At 43.4% G+C, this 21,748-nt stretch carries 20 protein-coding genes and 1 tRNA gene; 11 read left to right on the top strand and 10 right to left on the bottom strand.

The window, feature by feature from the left end; translation table 11 throughout:
* The first annotated feature begins 143 nt into the window (after positions 1-143).
* From OSCIL6407_RS0103815 to OSCIL6407_RS38520, 3 genes are all read left to right on the top strand, one after another.
* Positions 144-1,064, top strand: a complete 921-nt coding sequence (locus tag OSCIL6407_RS0103815; protein WP_019486932.1) for a TIGR04168 family protein — start codon at positions 144-146, stop codon at positions 1,062-1,064.
* A 37-nt stretch (positions 1,065-1,101) separates the two neighbouring features.
* Positions 1,102-1,186 (top strand) — tRNA-Ser (locus OSCIL6407_RS0103810).
* Positions 1,162-1,293 (top strand): hypothetical protein, encoded by a 132-nt coding sequence (locus tag OSCIL6407_RS38520; RefSeq protein WP_267880125.1) that lies wholly within the window; start codon positions 1,162-1,164, stop codon positions 1,291-1,293. The genes OSCIL6407_RS0103810 and OSCIL6407_RS38520 overlap by 25 nt, the downstream gene beginning before the upstream one ends.
* Before the next feature lie 44 nt (positions 1,294-1,337).
* On the opposite strand, the gene OSCIL6407_RS37635 is transcribed toward OSCIL6407_RS38520, so the two are convergent.
* The 4 genes from OSCIL6407_RS37635 to OSCIL6407_RS0103790 all read right to left on the bottom strand — a co-directional run bounded on the left by OSCIL6407_RS37635 (position 1,338) and on the right by OSCIL6407_RS0103790 (position 4,118).
* Positions 1,338-1,466, bottom strand: a complete 129-nt coding sequence (locus OSCIL6407_RS37635; protein WP_007356841.1) for a hypothetical protein — start codon at positions 1,464-1,466, stop codon at positions 1,338-1,340.
* The gene (locus OSCIL6407_RS0103800; protein WP_007356840.1) at positions 1,463-1,696 is read right to left on the bottom strand and encodes a hypothetical protein; all 234 of its coding nucleotides are present in this window, start codon (positions 1,694-1,696) and stop codon (positions 1,463-1,465) included. Before OSCIL6407_RS0103800 ends, OSCIL6407_RS37635 begins: the two co-directional genes overlap by 4 nt.
* 112 nt (positions 1,697-1,808) lie before the next feature.
* The gene (locus tag OSCIL6407_RS0103795) at positions 1,809-3,350 is read right to left on the bottom strand and encodes a hypothetical protein (protein ID WP_019486931.1); all 1,542 of its coding nucleotides are present in this window, start codon (positions 3,348-3,350) and stop codon (positions 1,809-1,811) included.
* Positions 3,351-3,527: 177 nt separating this feature from the next.
* The gene (locus OSCIL6407_RS0103790) at positions 3,528-4,118 is read right to left on the bottom strand and encodes a DUF1997 domain-containing protein (protein WP_007356838.1); all 591 of its coding nucleotides are present in this window, start codon (positions 4,116-4,118) and stop codon (positions 3,528-3,530) included.
* Positions 4,119-4,318: 200 nt separating this feature from the next.
* Here OSCIL6407_RS0103790 and pheA point away from each other — a divergent pair, with 200 nt between their 5' ends.
* Together pheA and OSCIL6407_RS0103780 are read left to right on the top strand one after the other, a co-directional pair.
* On the top strand, positions 4,319-5,179 hold the full coding sequence (gene pheA, locus OSCIL6407_RS0103785) for a prephenate dehydratase (RefSeq protein ID WP_007356837.1): 861 nt from the start codon (positions 4,319-4,321) through the stop codon (positions 5,177-5,179).
* A gap of 121 nt (positions 5,180-5,300) precedes the next feature.
* On the top strand, positions 5,301-6,686 hold the full coding sequence (locus OSCIL6407_RS0103780) for a hypothetical protein (RefSeq protein ID WP_007356836.1): 1,386 nt from the start codon (positions 5,301-5,303) through the stop codon (positions 6,684-6,686).
* A gap of 241 nt (positions 6,687-6,927) precedes the next feature.
* Here the strand turns inward: OSCIL6407_RS0103780 and OSCIL6407_RS0103775 are convergent, their stop codons facing one another.
* The 4 genes from OSCIL6407_RS0103775 to OSCIL6407_RS0103760 form a co-directional block, all read right to left on the bottom strand.
* A complete protein-coding gene (locus OSCIL6407_RS0103775) occupies positions 6,928-7,806 on the bottom strand; it encodes a shikimate dehydrogenase (protein WP_007356835.1) in 879 nt (292 codons plus the stop codon).
* A 446-nt stretch (positions 7,807-8,252) separates the two neighbouring features.
* Positions 8,253-9,605, bottom strand: coding sequence for a P-loop NTPase fold protein (locus OSCIL6407_RS0103770; protein WP_019486930.1), 1,353 nt, complete (start codon positions 9,603-9,605; stop codon positions 8,253-8,255).
* Between the two features lie 378 nt (positions 9,606-9,983).
* Positions 9,984-11,198: an RNA-guided endonuclease InsQ/TnpB family protein gene (locus tag OSCIL6407_RS0103765; protein ID WP_007356834.1), complete on the bottom strand. Its 1,215-nt coding sequence runs from the start codon at positions 11,196-11,198 to the stop codon at positions 9,984-9,986.
* A 434-nt stretch (positions 11,199-11,632) separates the two neighbouring features.
* Positions 11,633-14,377, bottom strand: a complete 2,745-nt coding sequence (locus tag OSCIL6407_RS0103760) for a phycobilisome rod-core linker polypeptide (protein ID WP_007356833.1) — start codon at positions 14,375-14,377, stop codon at positions 11,633-11,635.
* A 355-nt stretch (positions 14,378-14,732) separates the two neighbouring features.
* Between OSCIL6407_RS0103760 and OSCIL6407_RS0103755 the strand changes: the two genes are divergently transcribed.
* Positions 14,733-15,914 carry a class I SAM-dependent methyltransferase gene (locus OSCIL6407_RS0103755; RefSeq protein ID WP_007356832.1) on the top strand — a complete coding sequence of 394 codons (1,182 nt, stop codon included), beginning with the start codon at positions 14,733-14,735 and terminating at the stop codon, positions 15,912-15,914.
* An 82-nt stretch (positions 15,915-15,996) separates the two neighbouring features.
* Here OSCIL6407_RS0103755 and OSCIL6407_RS0103750 read toward each other — a convergent pair whose 3' ends face one another.
* Positions 15,997-16,335 carry a hypothetical protein gene (locus OSCIL6407_RS0103750; RefSeq protein WP_007356831.1) on the bottom strand — a complete coding sequence of 113 codons (339 nt, stop codon included), beginning with the start codon at positions 16,333-16,335 and terminating at the stop codon, positions 15,997-15,999.
* 167 nt (positions 16,336-16,502) lie between these two features.
* Positions 16,503-16,661, bottom strand: coding sequence for a hypothetical protein (locus tag OSCIL6407_RS36130; RefSeq protein ID WP_007356830.1), 159 nt, complete (start codon positions 16,659-16,661; stop codon positions 16,503-16,505).
* 267 nt (positions 16,662-16,928) lie between these two features.
* Here OSCIL6407_RS36130 and OSCIL6407_RS0103740 point away from each other — a divergent pair, with 267 nt between their 5' ends.
* From OSCIL6407_RS0103740 to OSCIL6407_RS0103715, 5 genes are all read left to right on the top strand, one after another.
* Positions 16,929-19,304 (top strand): NACHT domain-containing protein, encoded by a 2,376-nt coding sequence (locus OSCIL6407_RS0103740; protein WP_007356829.1) that lies wholly within the window; start codon positions 16,929-16,931, stop codon positions 19,302-19,304.
* A gap of 327 nt (positions 19,305-19,631) precedes the next feature.
* A complete protein-coding gene (locus OSCIL6407_RS0103730; protein WP_007356828.1) occupies positions 19,632-20,078 on the top strand; it encodes an ATP synthase subunit I in 447 nt (148 codons plus the stop codon).
* Positions 20,079-20,122: 44 nt separating this feature from the next.
* Positions 20,123-20,887: a F0F1 ATP synthase subunit A gene (atpB, locus tag OSCIL6407_RS0103725; RefSeq protein WP_007356827.1), complete on the top strand. Its 765-nt coding sequence runs from the start codon at positions 20,123-20,125 to the stop codon at positions 20,885-20,887.
* Positions 20,888-20,997: 110 nt separating this feature from the next.
* Positions 20,998-21,243, top strand: coding sequence for an ATP synthase F0 subunit C (gene atpE / locus OSCIL6407_RS0103720; RefSeq protein ID WP_007356826.1), 246 nt, complete (start codon positions 20,998-21,000; stop codon positions 21,241-21,243).
* Between the two features lie 61 nt (positions 21,244-21,304).
* Positions 21,305-21,736 (top strand): F0F1 ATP synthase subunit B', encoded by a 432-nt coding sequence (locus OSCIL6407_RS0103715; protein WP_007356825.1) that lies wholly within the window; start codon positions 21,305-21,307, stop codon positions 21,734-21,736.
* Positions 21,737-21,748 lie beyond the last annotated feature (12 nt).

Raw genomic sequence — 21,748 nt, 5'->3', positions numbered from 1 at the left:
AATTGATATTTTTCAATTTTTAATTTCTAATTTTTAATTCTCTTCCTTACCGGGGGAGTACAAAAATTGCTCTGGGTTTCCTATGCTGGATTAATAAGGGGATTAATAAGGGGCTAGAGAGCGATCGCAATATGGTGAATCAGATGAATGAAGCTAAGGTTATCAAAATTGTGGTAGTGGGGGACGTTCACGATCGGTGGGAAGCTGAGGATGGGCTTGCTCTGAAGCATCTAGGTGTTGATTTGGTGTTGTTTGTGGGAGATTTTGGGAATGAGTCGGTGGAGGTAGTACAGGCGATCGCATCTTTGGATATTCCCAAGGCGGCGGTTTTTGGCAATCACGATGCTTGGTACACGGCGACGGAGTGGGGTAGAAGTCAGTGCCCTTACGATCGCCAGCAGGAAAATCGGGTGCAGCAGCAGTTAGATTTAATGGGAGAAGCTCATGTTGGGTATGGAAAGCGAGACTTTCCAGAGTTGGGTGTGACGGTGGTAGGGGGTCGGCCTTTTACTTGGGGAGGGCCCGATTGGAAGTATCCAGATTTTTACAGTGAGTGGTTTGGGGTGGAGAATTTTGCAGAGTCTACGCGGCGGATTGCTGCGGCTGCGGCTGAGGCGGATTGTGAAAGCCTGATTTTTTTGGGCCACACTGGGCCAACTGGTTTGGGGGATGCGCCGGAAGATCCCTGTGGGAGAGATTGGAAGCCGTTGGGGGGGGATTTTGGCGATCCAGATTTTGGAGATGCGATCGCGCAAACTCGCGCTGCTGGGAAGCAGATTCCGCTGGTGACATTTGGTCATATGCACCACAACCTGCGCCACACAAAGAAGGTTTTGCGGAAGTCGGTAGAGGTAAGCGCTGAGGAGACGGTGTATTTGAATGCGGCGAGAGTACCCCGAATTGTGGAAGAGGGAAGGAGGCGACTGCGGAATTTTTCGGTGGTGTTGCTGGAAGGGGGGATAGTGTCGGAGGTTTCTCTGGTTTGGGTTGGGGATGATTTCGCTGTGGCCTTGGAACAGATTTTATATCGGCGGATCGATCCGATGGTGCAGGTTGTTTGTTAATGGTGAGGTGTTCTGATATGATAAAGTGGATGCGCCTGGAGAGGTGGCAGAGTGGTCGAATGCGCTTGACTTGAAATCAAGTGAACTGAAAGGTTCCGTGGGTTCAAATCCCACCCTCTCCGTTTTTGGGTTAATGCTTGGTTTGTCGCGATCGCTAGCTGGTGAGATTTCACCCGATTTTAATGTGTACCATAATCAGAGAAAGGTGAGCGATCGCTCTTTTGCGTAAACTAAGGGCGATCGCTATCTACTATCGTAAGCGATCGCCTCTTTTTAAGACCTAATTTCTCGCCAACTTCTAGCTAATAAACCATAAAACCATTCCTGACACTCCTGAACTTCGACTTTATCATTAGGAGAGGAAACTAATCCTAAAATTCCTGTATCTAAAAAAACAATCATTCTGATTCAGGGTAATAGAGTTTATGTCCAGAGGGTCTAGCCTCGTCAACAATTTTTTTGAACGTCTCTAAAAATTCCTGTCTAGCCTTAGCTTCTTCATGTGTAATCTTTTCTTCTAACCAGCGTTTTAGCAAAACCATAGCCCCTTGGTTTTTTTGCAATTGTTCTTCGGGCGTTTGACCAAAATGGGGCATATCAATTTGCTTAACGAATTGTTCTTTGATAGTCATAATTACTTTCAACTAAAAACTTAACCACAAACTTAACATTGTTTTGTCAACTTTGTCAACTTCCCTTTCTACGATCCAATAAAGACCGATCGCACCTATATCTGACACTCAACTACCTTTGATTAGCTTGGTGCAATTGCTTAGTTTCCGCCAATATTTTCTGAAAATCTTCCTCACTTAACTGCTTAACATAATTAATCTTCACTTCCTCTAAGAAATCTGACAACAGCAATTGAATTTCCTGCAAAGTTTGCTGTTGTTGTAATTCGCTTCCCAAAGCCTTACCAAAATGCTGCACTAGCTGATTAGAAAGTTGAGTACCTACAGGATCGTCTGCGGCCGCTTTAAACGCTTCGTAGGCATTTTGAGGCCCAAATGCTGCTAATTTAGATAGCTCCCCAACTAACTGTTCCGCTAGCTTTTCTGGTAAATTTCCTAATCCTGGTACTTGCTGCAATCCTTGATAAACCGGGGATTGTTTAAGCGTACTTTCTATACTATGCCGCAGCAGTGCTTCTAAATCTGGCTGAAGTTGAGGAAGAACTTTGTAAACAGTTACTTGCACTAAGCGAGTAGCAATCGTCTCTATTTCATTAATATCATTAATATCCTTATAACGCTGTTTCTGGGATTCAAATAACTGTTGCGCCAACTCCCCAGAACGAATCGCTCCTTGCATCTGATTGATAATTTGAATCACCACAACTTCCGTAAGTTCCTGTGCAAAACTACCAACAAAAAGCCGGGTGATTGCAGTTTGTAAAGGTTCAAGATCGGGCAACTTTGCTTGATTCAAGCGCATTATAACTGGAATAACGCGCAGCAGCCGCCAGAAAGGAAGTAACAGCAAAATATCGTACCACCGCCAAAGCATTGCTTCTCGCCATGTCAAACCGGGATAGCGGCGACTGAGGAAAAATGTTCTTCCTATAAACTCTAAACCAAATATTAGGATAAACCAGCGGTCTATCTTCCAAAACTGTTCAATAACTTCGCCATTTTCCCCAATACCACGATAATAATTGGTTGCAATTAAAGGTGTTATTTCTCTTTTGAACCATTGGATTTCCTGTGGCCAACCCCTTGTATTTAAATACTCACTGCTCCAAAATCTTCTGAATGCTTCTTTGGAAGAGTCTTCTGGATTAGGAATCCGATTCCGCATTCGATTTTTGATCTTTTCCAGAGTTCCACTCTTGTTGGCTACTGCAAAAGGATTTTGATTAACCATTTCTACGCTTTCGCTACGAAGTTGCTCTAATAAGCTGCTTACTTCAGAAGAGTTAGTTCCTGTTTGCAAGATTTGAGCTTCTAAGGCATTAACAGTGTTTAAATATTTCTGGGTTTCTCTATTAGGTTCAATTCCTTTATAGGGATCGTAAATTTGAGTAATCGCGGGAAATTGGCGGAAGTAGAAATCCCGCCAAGAGATATAACTAAAGTCAAATAATACTAAGCTGAAATCTACTAAGGCGATCAGCGCCATCGTACTGTCGAACCAGCGGAATTTTGCAGATTTTTTTTTGATAGCGTTTTTTTTATAGGGCATCAGTAACTGTGTCATATTACGTCCGATCGCATAGTTTTTGTAAGACTTAACCCCAGATATAGCAATCCCCTTGGCGGTTATGAGGCTATCGACTACTGAAACCATTGCTAAAGATTCTTTTATATCTTTAGCATAGCTGCCTTTGTCTATAAATACACCCAAGGAATAAAAATTAAATCATATACGTTTTGTATGTTATTGATCTAGAATACTCCAGCCCAACAACATACTTTTAAGTAAATTATTTAATTTTTATTTCTCAACTAAAACCAGAGCTAGATCCTACCATCCGGTTTGACCTTCTACAGACAATATTTGCGTCCGATCGCCCACTAAAACCTCTGGTTTATTTCCAGCCCAATATTGATAGTCTAATAATAACTGGTGCATTAAGCGTTGTTTAACTGTCAACAATACACTTTTAAGCAAGCCGTTCCCCGTTGCTTCTAAAATCGGTTGTGGTGTTAACCAAAAAGGCGGCGGTAATTCTACCTGTACCTCTAAATCTGCTTTTCCGATCAGATATGTTGCTCCCTTGTTTTGATAGGGAGAAAGTTGCCCTTTTAGATTCAGTGCAAAACGCTGGTTAATGTATTCTACTCCCCGAATTTGACAGCCTATAGATTTTAAATTAATTGCTCCGTCTGGCTGGGCCCACACTTTTAAGTCTACAGTGGGTTGAATGCTTACCATCATAAAGTCCAAAGGTCGCATCTTTAGCCGGAAAGAATCCTCGCTCAGTTGTTCCAGGCGACTCCGATCTACGAGAGCATTCACCAGACGCTTGGGTTGACGCAAGTAATGCTGAATGGGAACCTGCTGCTGGGGAACGGGAATTTCAACGGATTGAGAAGCATTAAATCGTATGTGCATGAGAGGATGTAAAAGTAGAGGTTTTGTCCGGCGCTCTTAATAAAGCTTAACACTCATTAAGATAACTTAGACTAGATACTGAGCAGTGTTAATTTCGCCAAACTAAGCGATAAAGGGTTTTCGGGTAATTAGCAATCTCATCATCATAATTTCTGATTGATGAATTTTAAGTAAAGAGTTGTAACGCTGTATTGCACTGTATGACTATATCCGTCGCACATCTCGGCCCCGCAGGTACTAATGCAGAAACGGCTGCTCTAGCTTATATCAGGTGGTTGAGTCAGTCGGGAGCTGAATGCCTATTATGTCCTTATTCAACCATTTCGCAGGCAATAGAAGCATCGGCCACAGGGGGGGCTCAGTTAGCAGTTGTCCCAGTGGAAAACTCTATAGAAGGTAGCGTGACAGTAACACTAGATACCTTGTGGCGGTTAGATATTCTCCGAATTCAACACGCTTTAGTAATGCCTATTTCCCACGCACTTGTATCCCGTGCTGAAAGTTTTAGCGAGATTAAAACAGTATACTCTCACCCGCAAGCGTTAGCTCAATGTCAGAAATGGTTGGAAAAGTTTATCCCCTTGGCGCATTTAATTTCTGCGAGTTCAACTACAGTAGCATTCGCTCGCCTTGACGATCGCACTGCTGCGGTGATTTCCTCTGTACGAGCGGCTGAGCTTTACAATTTACCAGTTTTAGCTCATCCGATTAACGATCATCCTGATAACTATACCCGATTTTGGGTACTAAGTAGGGGCGATAAATCAGTACCGGGTATTCACCCTTCATCTAATTGTTCTCATACATCCTTAGCTTTTAGCGTACCAGCGAATGTGCCGGGAACGCTGCTAAAACCCTTGCAAGTTTTTGCCAGTCGAGGGATTAATTTGAGTCGGATTGAATCTCGCCCTACTAAGCGATCGCTTGGTGAATATGTTTTCTTTATGGACTTAGAATGTAATATTGAGGATGCCGAAGCCAAATCTGCTATGCAAGAGTTGGCTACCTACACTGAAACTCTTAAAATTTTTGGCAGTTACAGCATTGCATCAATTAACTAGAGTGAATGATAACGCCGCCGTCCCTATGGTCAAGATACCGTCAAGATAGCGGCGTTACATTTATCAGGAATTTTACTCTAGACAACTGTAAGATATCGTGTTGTCTTTTAACTTTATCTTTATGTGGCTAATAGCCCAAGGTATCCCCAATCTCCCGGATCTCACTCATCCCAATGAATTGATAGAATTTGGCAACCAAATTCTCAAATTATCATTTAAGTTAGGCCTTCTCGTCGGTGCGTTAGGGATTGCGATCGCACTTATGAGTTTTGCCCTCCGTAGCAAAGAACCCGATTTCACAAACTTCGTCGGCGAGTGGGTTGTCCGTTACTCAGTTTTGTTACGGGGTTTGCAACACTCGATCTTAATTTTGCTGCTACTCGTGGGCGGATTTTTTCTTTCTGCTACTCTCAGCAATCGTTATCACCATTGGGAACAAGCAAGAGTAACAAAGGTTGCGGATAGTGTCGCTGGCGATCGCTTAGAACAATCTGCTCCACAAATCCGCTACGTCATCGAAGAACCCTATAGTTATGATACCCAAGTTGAGGGTAAAATAGTTAGAGTGCAAGCCACACGAAAAGTTAATCGCTTCATGACTCTAGCTGGTTCTCAAATTAACGTCAACTTAAATCAAACAACTGACCCCTCAACGACAAGAGCGATCTATCAGGCCAATTTTAATGCTGACTACCAAATTGTCAATAAGTTGGGAGAGACTCAAGATTTTTTCTTTGAAGTACAGCCGCCTTATGGCTACAAATTATTGCAAAATTTAAAAGTTGAGAGAGATGGCAATCGTTTAATACCTGTAAATCCGGGTGATTATGGTTTTCCCCTGCGACTTGCTGCGGGGGAAGAAACCAAATTTAAAGTTACTTATCAAGCTCAAGGTGGGCCGCGCTGGGTTTACAATGCTAGTGGGCAATTGCTTTCTAATTTTAGCTTGAGCGCTCTAGCAGATTTTCCTAATGCTGATTTTGCGAGCGGGATTGTTCCTACTGAAAGTAAAGTTGAGGGTAGGGGAACTCGGTTTACCTGGAAATTTGATGACAATGTTTCTGTTCTCAATCCTTTTGGGGTTTTTACCTCTGTTGGCCCGATTCGGAATACTGGGATTTTACCTCGATTGTTGTTATTAGCACCTGCACTATTTTTGTGGTGGTTGGGATTGCTTTATTTGTCTGTGCCAATGAGTTTAAGAGATGTGGCGATATCGGCTGGTATTTTCTTTGCTTGTATCCTCTCTTTAACATATCTGAGCCGGGTTATGGATGCTAAACTTGCTTGGAGTGCAATTTCGCTGATTTTATTAGCAATGGTTTGGGGATTGGGCAAGATTAATCACGCCAGATTTGCGGCGGTGATTGCGACTATTGCCGGAGGGATTTTGCCCGTTTTAGGTTTGTTAGTTCCTTATAGTGGTATCACTCTTAGTTTGGCTGCTTTGTTATCTGTTGTTTGGTTGGCTGTTCGGCATTGGTATGGGTTATATCAGCAAGCTTGAATGTTTAAGAAGAAGGAAGAAGGAAGAAGGAAGAAGGAAGAAGAGGAAGAAAAATTTACTTAAGAACAATCGGTAGCATCAGTCTTGTCATTGCGAACAAAGTGAAGCAATCCCAAGGGATTGAGATTGCTTCACTGCGTTCGCAATGACACCCTACACCAAGTACGATCTTACCAATTACCAATCAGATGACCAATTAACTATTAACAGTTAACAGTTAACAGTTAACAGTTAACAATTCCTATAAACCTAAATGATGCCGCAATGACTGGCGCATTACATCTACTGGAATCGGTTGCTGTAACCAGATTTCTAACGCTGCGGCTCCCTGTTGTACTAACATTTCTAAGCCGTCAATGGCGATCGCACCTCTTTCCTGTGCTTGTTTGAGAAACAGAGTAGGATTGGGAGTATAAATCAAGTCGTAGGCGATCGCACCTTCTGACAATCGCTCGATCGCACTCAGAGCGACAGGTGACTCATCTCCACGCGGATACATCCCGATTGGTGTCGCATTTACCAGTAAATCTGCTTTTGAGATTAGCATTGGCAGCTCTTCCCAAGTATGAGTCAGCAAATTTACAGCCAGGGGCGAATTTACCCAACTTTGCTGAAATTCAGTTAATTTCTGTTCGCTACGACCAACAACATGAATCTCCGCACACCCTAACTCAGCGCACCCAGCCACAACCGCTCTCGCAGCGCCACCGCTACCTAAAATTACGGCTACTTTTTGACTCCAATCCTGTTTGGTACCAGTTTTTAAGGATAGCGATCGCAGTGGCGCGAGAAATCCTCGAACATCAGTATTTGTACCACCCCAACCATTTGCAGTACGGTAGACAGTATTGACTGCACCAACTGCGATCGCCACTGGCGAAACTTCAGAAAGTAAAGGTAAGATCCCTTGTTTGTGAGGAATCGTGATGCTAAATCCCAAAAGGCCAACCGCCGCAAATCCTGAAATGGCAACGTTTAAATCTTCTGGTTTCACAGGAAAAGCCAGGTAAACGATATCCAACCCTAGATGGGAAAGAGCCGCATTGTGCATCACTGGGGACAGTGAGTGTTCAATAGGATGACCTATTACTCCTAGTAGCTTAGTTGTACCTTTAATCATTTTTTTCAGCAAAAATACATCGGGAGAAGTGCCGGAAAATAACTATTACTTCTTGCAGGTCATTGTACAAGTTTTTAGAGTCTAAATTTAACCAGATTTTTTATAAAAACTTTTGTAAACCTATTGACTTATGGATCTCGTTCATCATAATATAGTAAGTATATTGTTCTAACTAAATGCTGTCAAAAGTAATTAGGGAACTTGCAGCGGACAATAGTCCGCTGCAATCGATTCAAGGGTAAATGAAAGAATTAAGTGATATGAAATCCAGTAGCATCGTTAATACTTCGTTGCTGCCCAAAATTAGAAGGGGCTAGGGACTAGGGAAAAATTGGGAACTCTTGACTGGGGGAGATGGGGGGAGATGGGTAATAGCCATTACCTATTAGCTATTACCAATTACCTATTAGCTATTACCAATTACCTATTACCCATTACCCATTACCCTAAACTTTAAATTCTTTCGCATCAGCCAAAATGGGGTTAATCTCAAACCAATAATCCTCCCCATAACGGTATTCAAACACCCAAAGACTGCGTAATAGAGTTTGGTATTTTGTTTCACCAGTCACGATTTTGATAGCCGCTACTTGCCGCAGCAATTCCCACTCATCAGCCTCAATTGCTAAAGTTAACTGATGCCGCCGCTGAATAATGACATTTTCTAAAGTCCTCCGCGAGATCGGCGGCTCTTCTCTCTGAAGACAACTGTAGAGCAACTGAAGCAAATTGCGAACGTGACCCCCACTAACACGGCACAGTCTATCTAGAGTTTCAGGACTCTCAAAAACCTTGGGAATTAAAGCCGAACGCTGCTGAGATTCCACAGTAGGAAAAGCACGAGCTAGTACCATTTGCCGTAGCAATTCGATACCCTCTTCGCATAGGCTACCATCCCGTAACTGCACCGGCACCATTGGCAATACCTTTGGATCTACTCCGAATCGATTTGTTAACTGCAACAAATCATTAGAGAAAATTAACCCCAAGGGAATTGTATAAACTACGTGACAATTCAATCTTTTTAACTGTTCGCCCCGGTCTACAAACAGATATTCGGGCTGAAGTCGTCCGCTCGGTTTTGGAGACCCATGTATGCGATCGAGATTATCGATAATGACAACAAGTCCTTTTTTTCCTTGCTCTTTGAGTTGCTTGGCAGCCGGTTCTAGTAGCTCCTTATTAAGAGCTTCTAAAATTACATTAGTTCGCGGTTCTAGATATTGCCTCAACTCAGAGCGAAGATTGGGAGCATCTTTAGCTTTGGCAGTAATTTTGCCAATTCCCAATGCTAGAGAAAATTCGCCATCAGTACCCGCAGTCATTTGACCAACTCCGGGTAAGTTAGCTTCCGCTTTTACATCTATCTGAGTTTGAAAAACGTCTGCTACGCCTCTGAGTAAAGCTTTAAAACCAGTGGCTTGCAGTTTAATTTTTCTCTTTTCAAGGCTTTCGCTGACCTGACGAGCAACGCTCAATAAAATGTCGGTGATATCGACATCCGCCATGTCTAAGTCTTTGCTAGACTCAAAGTAGACTACGTGAAATCCCTGCTGTTCTAATTCTGCGTGTAATCGCAGCAATTCAGTGGATTTACCAGAGCCTATGTGTCCAGTAAATAGTTGGCAAGTTGCCTCGTTGGGAGAGAGGCGGACGATTGTTCTCTCCAATTCCTCAATTATTTTGCCGCCGCGTACAGAGGAGAAATCGATGTAATATTGTCGATCCTCGGCTTTCGCCACTTGCAGGGTATAGCTGGGGTTGCACGCGCTATAAAATCTATCTAAATCTAATTCCATTCCTGTTAACTCAGATAAAAGATTATGCTCTGATACTTTATTCGTTCACTTATTGTACTAAACAGAAAAGATCTAGAAATTGATGCTCGGATCGCTCACTCGATCTACAATCTTAATTTGCACCCTAAAACTCAGCTTGTTGGCATTCACGCCTCTACTATGAACTATTCTTAGCCACCCTGAAAGTGTTTTCTGACCGTCAATTATTTATCACAAAATATTAGCTAGAGGATGTGGGGTTATACCCCTCAAAAATTATCTAGGCATTAGCAAAGTATGACAGAGCGAGATATTCTCTCAAATCCCTTTGATTGCACATCAAATCGGTAGAGATAAAGCAATAGTGTGTCCTTACCGCTCCATGAAACCTACTCAAATCTACCTACGGCAGATTTGATGTTCACTTCCTGCTTCTACCAAGGGAGTCGACTCCTTCTTGTCCACAGGCGTAACTTCAGACTGAGCTAGTCTTACTTTTTCTGAACAACGAGATAAATTAATTGCCGCGTTTAAATCTCGATTAATTAACAAATTGCAGCCGCCGCAATTAAACACTCGTTCCTTTAATGGCATTGACTGAACATGACCACAATTTGAGCAGGTTTTAGAAGAAGGAAACCATCTATCTACTAGCTCAACCTTCGTGCCATACATTTCGGTTTTATACGTCAACTGACGGCGAAATTCATAGAAACCACAATCGGAAATAGCCGCCGCTAACTTATGATTAGCAATCATCCCACTCACGTTCAAATCTTCGATGCGAATGTGAGCATATTTTTGACTAATTTCGGTCGTAGTTTTCTGTAAGAAATCGCGGCGCACATTGGCAGTTTTCGCGTGAATCTTAGCGATTCTACGATAGTGTATAATAGCATTTTTAGACGCTCTCACGCCTAATTTCCTATTGCCTAATTGTTTCTTTCGATTTCTCCACTGTGCCTTACTCAGCTTGGTTTTCGCTTGAGTGAGTGGACGGGGAGACTCGTAAGAATTACCATCAGAAATAGTAGCGAATGTTGATACTCCTAAGTCAATTCCCACTGGTTCAGTAACGGGATGAAACATTGGTGGGATTTTTTCGGCTTTAATAGCAAAGGATACATACCATTTATCCGCCGTGCGAGAAATAGTAAATGTCTGCGCTACGCAAGGGAATGGGATGGATTCTTTAAGTCGAAATTTTCCCAGGGTAGGAATTTTAATTGATTTGTTAGCTGCCAATAAAACCGAGTGATTCCAATCAGCAGCATCTACGGTGAACGAATCACCATCTTTTTTCCTTTTGAATTTAGGGAACTCTCCTAATCCTTTAAAGAAACGAGACAAAGCCTCACTAAAATGCCGGAATGTCATTTTATAAACCCTAGAAGATAGGGTGTTAGTCCATTGATATTCCGGCATTTTCTTGACATGATTGGTGAAAATTCTTTCGATTGCCGCCACTTTTTTACTGCTACCACCTGGGAGACTTTTCACTTCTTGGTAAAGATTCAATGCGTAGTTGTAGCAAAATCTAGCATAACCAGAATGTCGCGCCATCAAGGTACGTTCCTTATTATTCAGTTTGAGTTCGAGTTTGATGGCGTACATAATCTAAATTACAGTTGGGTATTTCTCCTCATTTAGTCATCATAGAGCAGTTTTTAGGTAGATTTGAGCGGATTTAGGTAGATTTTTGTCAACAGTTGTTACCCCTTACCATGTTCAATGTTTAATTGAGAGGACTTTGATATTACTCTTAAGGTAACACTGGCATCACTAAGCGGTTTAAAAGTAGAAGCCGAAGTAGAAGCCGATCGCGCCTTCCTTAAGATAGATGACGGAGGAGTAGCGGCAATGTTCTCGGATCGGGCGGCTGATTTGAGTGCGGATAGCCGAAATTAAAAAGGATCGGGGTCGATCCGACTCATGTACTGCTTGACATTAAATATGTTTAAAAAATAATAAAAAAGGGCAGGTAAAATTACCTGCCCTCACCCAATTTAAGATTCTAAATTGAATCCTATCTAAAACCTTAAATCGCCTCAGCTTCTGTCAATCAAAGCCACAGGTTCAAAACTGGGCACCACTAAATCATCATTCTGCTTAGTCAACTGGTTATACAACCGTTCCGTATTCGGGAAGTTAGCAGCAGGTAACGTCGGAAAGCGGCGATAAGGAACCGTATCCTCCCCAAACACTTCTGCATATTCCACGCTGTTCACCATTGCGCCGATAAAACCCTTAATGCCTTGGCTAGCAAGGATTTGGTTGTAAACTCGAATTTCTGCCTGATTGCGAGGAGCACGACCTAAGAAATGCTTCGTACCCAACTCAATCACCTTAGTATTGGGATAAGGCGCGTAAAACTGCTTGATATACAGATTCGAGCAACCTAAAGCCTCAATAAACTCCTTAAGGTTGATTTCATTGTTACCAAGCTTGCTTTCCAGCGCTGTGAATTCATTCTTCACAATGTAGGGATTCAAATCGCGCTCGAAAATCTGACGGTAAGCAGCTTGAATTAAAGTATTCAAAGCCACTTTGTCAGTAACAGTCGTCAGCTTGAATACCTTAGTTTGCTCGCGCCGCTTGTTCACCCCTTGGGAAATCCGAGACTGAAGTTCGATATCGCCTCGTGCCATCGACACAGTACCAAGTTCCACAAAGCGCGGGGTTTCTTCAACCTCGACTTTCAGATTCTTATCTGCAATCGAACCAACTCTCATCGTCCGTTGAGACAAACCGGCGGGAGTCAGATAACGCTCATAAGGTACTGTATCTTCCCCGAAGGCTTCGTTATACTCCAAGCTGTCGATAATTGCATCAACCAGAGCATAAAAACCCTTCTTGGAACAGATGTCAAAGTAAGCATTCATCTCGGAGCGACCGTAGGTAGGACGGCCCAAAAGTCTACGGTGAATATACTCGATCGCTTTACAAACATAAAGCGAAGTCCAGTACATTTTACGGAAGACATCGGACTTAGCCAACATCCGAATAAACTCCCGCATGGTGATGTCGCCGTTTTCCAGCTTGATTTCAGCCACTTTTTGGCGTTGGCCATCGAACACATCGCGACCGAACACTTGCAAATAAGCTGCCCGAATCACTGCTTGAGTTGAACTTTCCGTAAAGGAAACGCTGGTTCCCCCTGGGTTTGCCGTAGCAGTGCTCGTGCGGAAACCTTTCTTAGGAGCAATGTAGCCCCCTGGAATTTGGTCGAGTTTGAACACCTTGGGCCCCAGAGTTCCGGGAGCTTTGCCCCGTGCTGCGGGGTTGCTTAATTGGTTGTCAATGCCTGGGCCTTGACGAATTAAGATGCGGCGGGTGTCCTTACCAAAAGGAGCGGGTCGATTTTTGGGGTTGCGAGTTTCTTTGGGGAAAATCGCGCCGAACTGAATTTCTAGCGGGTCATTACCCACACCGTAAACGTGCTGGTCGCGCAGGGGTTGGTTGTAGTCCGCAAACAGGGTGATGAATTGCGGAACTTTGCGGAATGGTGCGCTGTAGTTGAACAGGTCAATCTGCGGCCCCCAGTTGCGACATTCCTGCGCTTCTTGACCTAGACCTCTGAGGTAAGGGACGGTTTCTTCGCCGAAGTAGTCGGAGTATTCTTGGGAGTCTACCATTGCGTCTACTAGAGCTCGCAAACCACCTTTAGAAACGATCGCGAAGTATTTGCTGAATTCTTCGCGGGAACTCAGACCCCGACCGAGGAAGTGGCGGGCTGCCAGTTCTACGGCGCGGGAATTGACGAAGCGATCGTAGAATTGCTTGCGGTACAGGGGAGAATTACCGATGCGGCGAATAAACTCTTTCATCGAGATTTCGCCGTTTTTGACTTTGGATTCGAGGTCGGAAACGCTTTGACTGTAAGCACGGGTGATGTCGCGCTCGAACACCTGGCGGTAAGCGGCTCTGACTATTTCTTGCTTTTCTGAACTCGAAAGACCAGTCTTCATTACAAATTTCTGCCTGCGCTCGGCTGCAATGAAGTAAATTTGGGGCAGTTGTAGACCTTGCTGGTCGTTGCTTTCCCGTTGGCGGATTTTGTCGGAAGGTGTGGGGGCTTTGAATTCGGTGATGGCTACGTCGAAGTATTGCCCGACGATCGCGATCGCTTCTTGATCCTTAGTGAAATACCCCAAGGCTGCTGCCTTCATTTCTTGCATTGCCACAATCGTCGCCGCCGTTGAACAGGCGTTTTCGATGATTTCCCGCAATCCCCGCACGTTGACCGCGATGATATTGGGGTCGCCAGCAACGATCGCGTAAGTGATGTAACGCAAGAACCATGATAAATCCCGTAGGGATTTCGTCATGTTGCCAGGGCCGTAGCGAGATACATTGATCGGCTGGAATCCTGATGGAATTGGGCCGCTACCACCGGAAAATAGCGAACCCAAGCCCCCAAACAATCCGTTGCCACCACCGCTTTCAACATAGGTGACATTTCCCAACTTCATGCCGTCGCCGACACTTTTGCCTGCACCGACTCCTGCAAGCTCTTTTACTTGTTCTGCTGGCTTCTCTAAGAATGCCAAGGGGGAACCCCCCACAAAAATCCGGTTTGCCGCACGAGACACTATCAATTCGGAGTTTTTCGTCAGCGCTTCGGAGATCGCTATGCGCTTTGCACCAGAACTAAAATAGCTTTGTAGTTCCTTCAGTTCTCCCAGTCCTAGAAATCGGTCTTGCTGTTCTGCTTGCGAAATCGTTGCGACTGGTACAGTTTGATATAGTTGCGGACGCGCAACTGAGCTTCCACCGCTTGCCTTAACAGTCATTTGATCTTGTTCGCTCCATTAGAGAGTGGTTACAGTTTTTGCCCAGACTAATTTTCTGGTTCAAGAAGGTTGAAGGTCAAAGTAGGTATTTTTGCCTTTTACTTTTTTCTGTCCCCTTGCTTGAGGTTTTAGCCTAATCACTTATTTCTCAGATTAAAATGTTTCGGGATCATCTCCCTAATTTCTTAAAAAGCCTGCCGACACTTATTTTATAGATTTAACAGGGCATATCTGAGAAATAATGATAAGTTTTATTAACGGTTAACGGTTAACTGTTAACGGTTAACTGTTAACTGGGGCTTCTCCCCCGCTCCCCTGCTCCCCCGCTCCCCCACTCCACATTCTCTAATGCTTTATGGAAACAACACCAGATGTTAGTGCTGCCGTTGGGCGGCTTTACGATACTTACCCCTTCCCACCAGAGCCTTTATTGGACGAACCGCCACCTGGGTACAATTGGCGTTGGTTTTGGCCTGCTGCCTATAGCTTTTGCACGGGTCAGAAACCTGACAAACAAGATATTCGTATTTTAGATGCTGGATGTGGCAGTGGGGTCAGTACAGAATATTTAGTTCATCTCAACCCGGAAGCGTCTGTGGTGGGAATTGACCTCAGCAGCGGTACTTTGGAGGTGGCGAAAGAGCGCTGTCGCCGCTCTGGTGCGGAACGGGTAGCGTTTCATCACCTTAGCCTCTACGATGCTGGACAGTTAGAGGGCGAGTTTGATTTGATTAATTGCGTGGGAGTGCTCCACCATTTACCCGATCCGATCCGGGGCATTCAAGCTTTGGCCCCTAAGTTAAGAAATGGTGGCCTAATGCACATTTTTGTGTATTCGGAGTTGGGTCGCTGGGAAATTCAATTGATGCAAAAGGCGATCGCTCTGCTTCAAGGCGATCGACGTGGAGATTACCGCGATGGTGTTAAAGTCGGTCGTCAATTGTTTGCATCTTTACCAGAAAATAACCGTCTTGTCAAGTATGAAAAGCAACGTTGGGCGATGGAAAATCAGCGGGACGAGTGCTTTGCGGATATGTACGTCCACCCGCAGGAAATTGACTACAACATTGAGACGCTGTTTGAATTAATTGATGCGTCTGGCTTAGAGTTTCTGGGTTTCTCGAATCCGGGGTACTGGCAGTTAGAAAGGCTGTTAGGGAAAGAATCAGGGTTGCTGGAAAGGGCGCAAGATTTGACAGAACGCGATCGTTATCGGCTAATTGAGCTCTTAGACCCGGAACTAAGCCATTACGAGTTTTTCTTGGGGCGATCGCCCTTACCAAAGGCTGATTGGTCAGACGATCGCATTTTACTAGGGGCGATTCCTGAACGTAGTGCCTGTATGTTCGGCTGGCCGAGTGAGAAAGTTTTGGACTATAACTATGAAATGGTTGATTTGTCAACAGTAGAATTTGAGTTTTTGCAAGCTTGCGAGGGAAGCCGAAGCGTAGGGGAAATTTTGGCGGATGTGGATTTAGAAGTGGAGGGAGTGCGATCGCTTGTATCAAAACAGTTGATTTGGCTGATTCCGGGGTAGTAGAGTGTTAAAAACATTCTAGGATGGGGTTAAAATTACGTTATTCTCTTTAGTCCGCGTCGGCGGACTTCTTTTTAGTCGTTTACTTTGTCAGGAGAATAATGCTGATTACTGCCAATACAATGCCCATATAACCGGGCATTGATAGAGCTTTCTGGTGTAGCAAATACACACCAAATAGATTATTGAGAATTATACCAAGACTGCCCATAATAGCTGCAACTCGACCAATTTCGGTGGAACTCCAAAGGTAGATTTGACCGCTAATACCTATAAATCGAGTTACAGTAAAAAGCCAGAAAGAAAAATGGGATAAACTAGCTGTGCTAAATCCAATACTTTTCAGATAGCCCGCGAAAGGAATCTCGCCGAATAGAAATATAATTTGGGTAATTATCGCGACCCATAGAACTTGAGACATAGTGACCTCTTACGTTTGATTTTTTGACATGACGATTCTTGATAAGGTTAAAAAACAATTCTCAAGATGTAAAATAAAATGCCTAAAGAAAAAATGGAAAGGGCAACTTTTGGAAATTGTTGCCCCAACCAAATCACTAAAACCCCTTCAGTAAAGTGACTAGAGTTCTATTTCTTATTTTTGCGTATCTGAACATCAGCATCAGCCGCAGCCTTTGCAGAATCATAGGTTTTTCCAGTTCCCCGACCTACAATTTGACCATTTTGTTTGTACTCGCGGACTTTATCTCCGTAGATGTTGGTGTATTCACGAGAATTGGTTGTCATGGTTTTCTCCTCGATCAGAATAGATATTTATGACGGATTAACTTTTTCAAGTTATCCATGAATTCACAATAACTTAGTTATTTGGCTTTGTATAGTTCAGCTTTTTACGAAAAAATAGATCAAATTAGTTCATTTTGGATCAAAGATCAAAAATAAGTTCAGTTTCAGCTCAATAGTGGTTCTTTGTGGATGATTGATGGATTTAGTAATTTAAGCCGTGCTATCATTCTGGCAAGGTCAAACTTTTTAATCAGGAGAGGTCAGCTTATGCCAGTTACATCTAAAATAGGACGGGAATTACTCGAAAAAGCCTATAAAGGTAAGGGATGGACTCAAGAGAGATGGGCACAGGAAAGTTACTGCTCTCTTGCTACTATTAAACGTATTTTAGGAAAAGTAAACGGCCCAAAAGACGTAGGTGAGAATATTTTAAGTCAAGCGTGTAGCGCCGTAGGTATTAACTGGCGAAATGTGGTGGACTGTGGCGATGACCCGCTCATACAAGAGGTACGGGAGAAGTACGGCAAGTATTTGAACCTTCATCACGGCACAATCAAGTGCTTGGACATGAGTTACCCAATCCGCTTAGATGATGTATTTGTCGAAGTCAATGTTTTAGAGAGATTGACTCGGAATTTGCGACTAACGCAGGAAGAATTAATCGAACAAGCTCACCAGCAAGACTTTGAACGGTTTGGATTTGGGCGAATTCAAGAAGCAGGGCTTTTGGGTTTGGAAGCACTGGAAAGGTTTTCTTGGTTGGTGGTTTTGGGCAAACCTGGTTCTGGGAAAACAACGTTTTTGTGTCGCGTTGCCATTCTCAATCTTCATCGGCAATTTTTGCCGGATTATGTATCAGTTTTTGTGCGTCTTTCAGACTTTGCAGCCGCACCTAATCAACCTTCTTTGGAAGACTATATTATTCAGCATTGGCAATCCCAAGACATTCCTCCAGAGACGGCACAACAGTTATTAAAAAAGGGACGGGTATTGGTATTGTTGGATGGGCTAGATGAGGTGAAAGAGGTAGATAGTCAGCGAGTTGTTCGATGTGTCCAACAGTTTACGGAGAAATTTATCGACAACTATTTTGTTCTGACTTGTCGTATTGCTGCACGGGAATACAGTTTTCCATCTTTTACTGAGGTGGAGGTAGCTGATTTTAAGTTACCCCAAATTCAAGATTTTGCCAGTAAGTGGTTTAACTCCCACGAAACTCGCAAGTCAGCCACAGACTTTATCACACATCTCCAAGCTAATCCTAGAATGCAACAATTAGCTACTTCTCCCCTGTTGTTGACCCTACTTTGTCTAGTATTTGAAGATTCTGGTCAATTTATGGAGAGTCGTGCTGATCTCTACAAACAAGGAATTGAGTTATTATTATTTAAGTGGAATAGTAAGCAGCACAATCTTCAGAGAGAACGAGTTTATAGTGGTTTAAATTATCGTCGAATTCAAGAGTTATTGGCAGAAATTGCCAAAGAGACATTTGAAAAAGATGAACGTTTTTTTCGGGAGAGAAACCTGGAATCATGGATTAGTGATTTTATCCGTAATTTGCCCGAAGCTAAAAGCGATCTAGAGGCTTTGAGAGTAGAGAGTAACAAGGTGCTAAAGTCCATTGCAGAATATGGGCTGCTGGTTGAGCGAGCTCAAAGCTTTTGGTCATTTTCTCACTTAACTTTCCATGAGTATTTGACTGCCCAAGCGATCGTTACTAACTGCAATTATAAATCTATAGACGATCCGGTTCTAAATGAGTTAGCAAATCATCTAACAAAACGTCAATGGCGAGAAGTTTTCTTGTTGGTTGTAGATCTACTAACTGATGCCAGTTGTCTGTTGCAAATAATGAAACAAAAAGTTGATTTTTTAGTTGAGCCTGAAAATATATTACAAGAGATGTTTAACTGTCTCTATCAAAAGTCTTGCTCTGTCAAGACTAAGTACAAGCCTGCGGGTATTCGTGCTTTCTACTTAGATGGGATAATTGAGAATTATGGCGGTTATATTTGTGCAATAGATAAATCGCTTGACTATGATTTATCTATTGATAGTGCATTAAGCAGTATACTGGGTACATTGTTGTATGAACAAAACCTTCACCAAGATTTCGGTCAGGGGGTTAATATTAGTCTAGATCGTGTTATTGAGCCTCTTTTTGAAGTGGATATACCACCAGCAATGGATTATACTCCAGTACGCGATCTCTTTCATTTATGGCAATCTGCCGAACGCAGGAAAGATGTCAAAGCGAGGCTCAGTATTGCTATTGAAAAAGCTGGCGATCCTCGCCAAGGAAATCAAGCCTTAAAACAAGCATTAGAACAACTTCAGACTCAATTCCCTGAAAATTTAGATGAAACCAATCCGGCTTGGTTAAATTCGCAAAAACGCAAAAATTTAGCTGAAAAATTAAGACAAATAATGATTGAATATCGAGGGATTGGCCACGATTGGCAAGGTCAGTTTACACAGAAGCAAAGGGAATTACTTAAGAAGTATTACAATGCAACAGAACTGTTAGCCAATAGTTTGTTTAAGACTAATTGTGTTGTCTCTCCTGAAGTTCGTCAAGAAATTGAAAATACTCTCTTGCTACCTATTTCTGAAATTAGGTTTAGAGATTCAAGATGCTGAATAGCATGAGTTCGATGGAGTCCAATCGTCTGAACTAGGGATTGGGTAGGCGATCGCCAGAACTCAGATAGGTAGGGTCACATTACCGGAACTTTAGACAAATTCTAGATTGTTTGTTAAAGGGCGATCGCCAAGCAGAGGATATCGTGAGCGCACAGACTACTAGCTTTGAGCGATTTTCCAGTGTCTACCGCCTCCTGACCCTCACCCCCTCTCCGCGATCGCATTAATTAATTCTTTTTTAAGTAATGTTGCAGCACCATGATATGATGCTCAATGGACTTGCAGAGCCAAGCCATTTACCTGCATTAGTTTCACCCCTCAAGCGTGAACTCGCCAAACACACCAACGGAACCCATACCTGCAACAGGGGATATTCCTGAAACTGGTTCTGCCTCATCAGAGCCAGCCAAAGATCCCATGCAAGACTTCTATCAACTCCAACAGGATCTGTTGCTGTACAGCCTTGCCTTGACGGGGATAATTTTTATCTCAGTGTGGATTTTTTATAACCTCAACATTGCTCTAAATTACTTGATTGGGGCGTGCACAGGTGTGGTTTACTTGAGAATGTTGGCTAAAAACGTTGAGCGGCTTGGCAGGGAGAACCAACGCCTGAGTAAGACAAGGCTGGTTCTGTTCATGGGGTTGATTATACTAGCAACTCAATGGAATCAGCTACAGATTTTGCCCATTTTCTTGGGATTTCTGACTTATAAAGCTGCGATCGTCTTCTATATGCTGCAATCCGTTTTCATTCCTGACCATAAATAGGTCAGGCAACCTGCCAAACATCCACTTGAGTGAATTTCTCTTGAATGGAAATGCTAAATGTTTTAAACGCCTGGAATGCTCTTCCCCTCGCTGAGTTGGAAGTTGGCAAGCATTTATACTGGCACATAGGCAATCTCAAAGTTCACGGACAGGTGTTTCTCACCTCCTGGATTGTGATTGGTCTTCTCCTAGTAGCTTCCATTGCTGCAACTCGCAACATCCAGAGAGTTCCGAGTGGAATGCAAAATTTCATGGAGTACGCCTTTGAATTCGTGCGAGACTTGGCTAAGAATCAACTCGGCGAAAAAGAGTACCGTCCTTGGGTGCCATTTATCGGCACTTTATTTCTGTTCATTTTTGTATCCAATTGGTCGGGCGCGTTAGTTCCCTGGAAACTAATTAAGCTACCAGAGGGTGAACTAGCGGCACCAACAAACGATATCAATACGACTGTGGCACTTGCCTTGTTGACTTCTCTAGCATATTTTTATGCGGGGTTCAGCAGGCGCGGTTTAGGATACTTCAAGAAGTACATCGAGCCTACCCCAGTTTTGTTGCCGATCGCTATTTTGGAAGATTTTACCAAGCCTCTTTCCCTGAGCTTCCGTCTATTTGGTAACATTTTAGCGGATGAATTAGTGGTGGCAGTGCTGGTACTGCTGGTTCCCTTGTTTGTCCCTCTGCCCGTGATGCTTTTAGGTTTATTTACCAGTGCTATTCAAGCCTTGGTATTTGCCACCTTGGCAGGAGCCTATATCCACGAGGCAATGGAAGGACATGGTGAAGAGCATCATGAGGAACATTCTTAGGAAATGTGAAAGATGAAGGATAAATAATAACTTCACTCCTCATATTTCAAATAGCACCAATTTGTAATCTTTCAGTTGTTCATTTTGTACTTTAGGTAAGGAAAACTATCATGAACCCCATCGTTGCTGCTGCTTCTGTAATCGCTGCCGGTTTAGCTATTGGTTTAGGCGCGATTGGCCCTGGTATTGGACAAGGTAATGCCTCTGGTCAAGCTGTAGAAGGTATTGCCCGTCAACCAGAAGCAGAAGGCAAAATTCGCGGTACTCTCCTTTTGAGTTTAGCTTTCATGGAATCCCTTACCATTTACGGTCTGGTGATTGCACTGGTGCTGCTATTTGCTAATCCCTTCGCCTAATATCAACGGCGCGTAATAAGGGGCGGAAAGTAATCTGCCCCTGCACAAAGGAGGAAATTTCGTGTTTGATTTTGATGCAACTTTGCCGTTGATGGCGTTGCAATTCTTAGTTTTGACTGTAGTGCTGAATGCAGTTTTCTATAAGCCCTTGACTAAGACTTTGGACGAGCGAGATGATTACATCCGCAACACTCAAAAGGGAGCGCAGGAACGCTTGGCGAAAGCTGAGAAAATGGCTCACGAGTACGAGCAAAAACTAGGTGAAAGCCGCAAACAATCTCAAGCGATTATTGTGGCCGCTCAAGCAGATGCTCAGAAAATTGCGTCGGAAAAAGTTGCTGGGGCGCAAAAAGAAGCTCAAGTTTCGCGAGAACAAGCGGCGAAAGAAATAGATCGGCAAAAGCAAGAGGCAATGCGATCGCTAGAGCAAGAAGTAGACGCTCTCAGTCGCCAGATTTTAGAAAAGCTATTAGGCCCAGCGTTGGCCAAATAGCCTTGCCCAATC

The organism is Kamptonema formosum PCC 6407, assembly GCF_000332155.1.
In the GTDB taxonomy this organism is placed as follows: domain Bacteria; phylum Cyanobacteriota; class Cyanobacteriia; order Cyanobacteriales; family Microcoleaceae; genus Kamptonema; species Kamptonema formosum.
The sequence above is the reverse complement of the archived record's forward strand: the minus strand, read 5'-3'. Positions and strand labels throughout refer to the sequence as shown.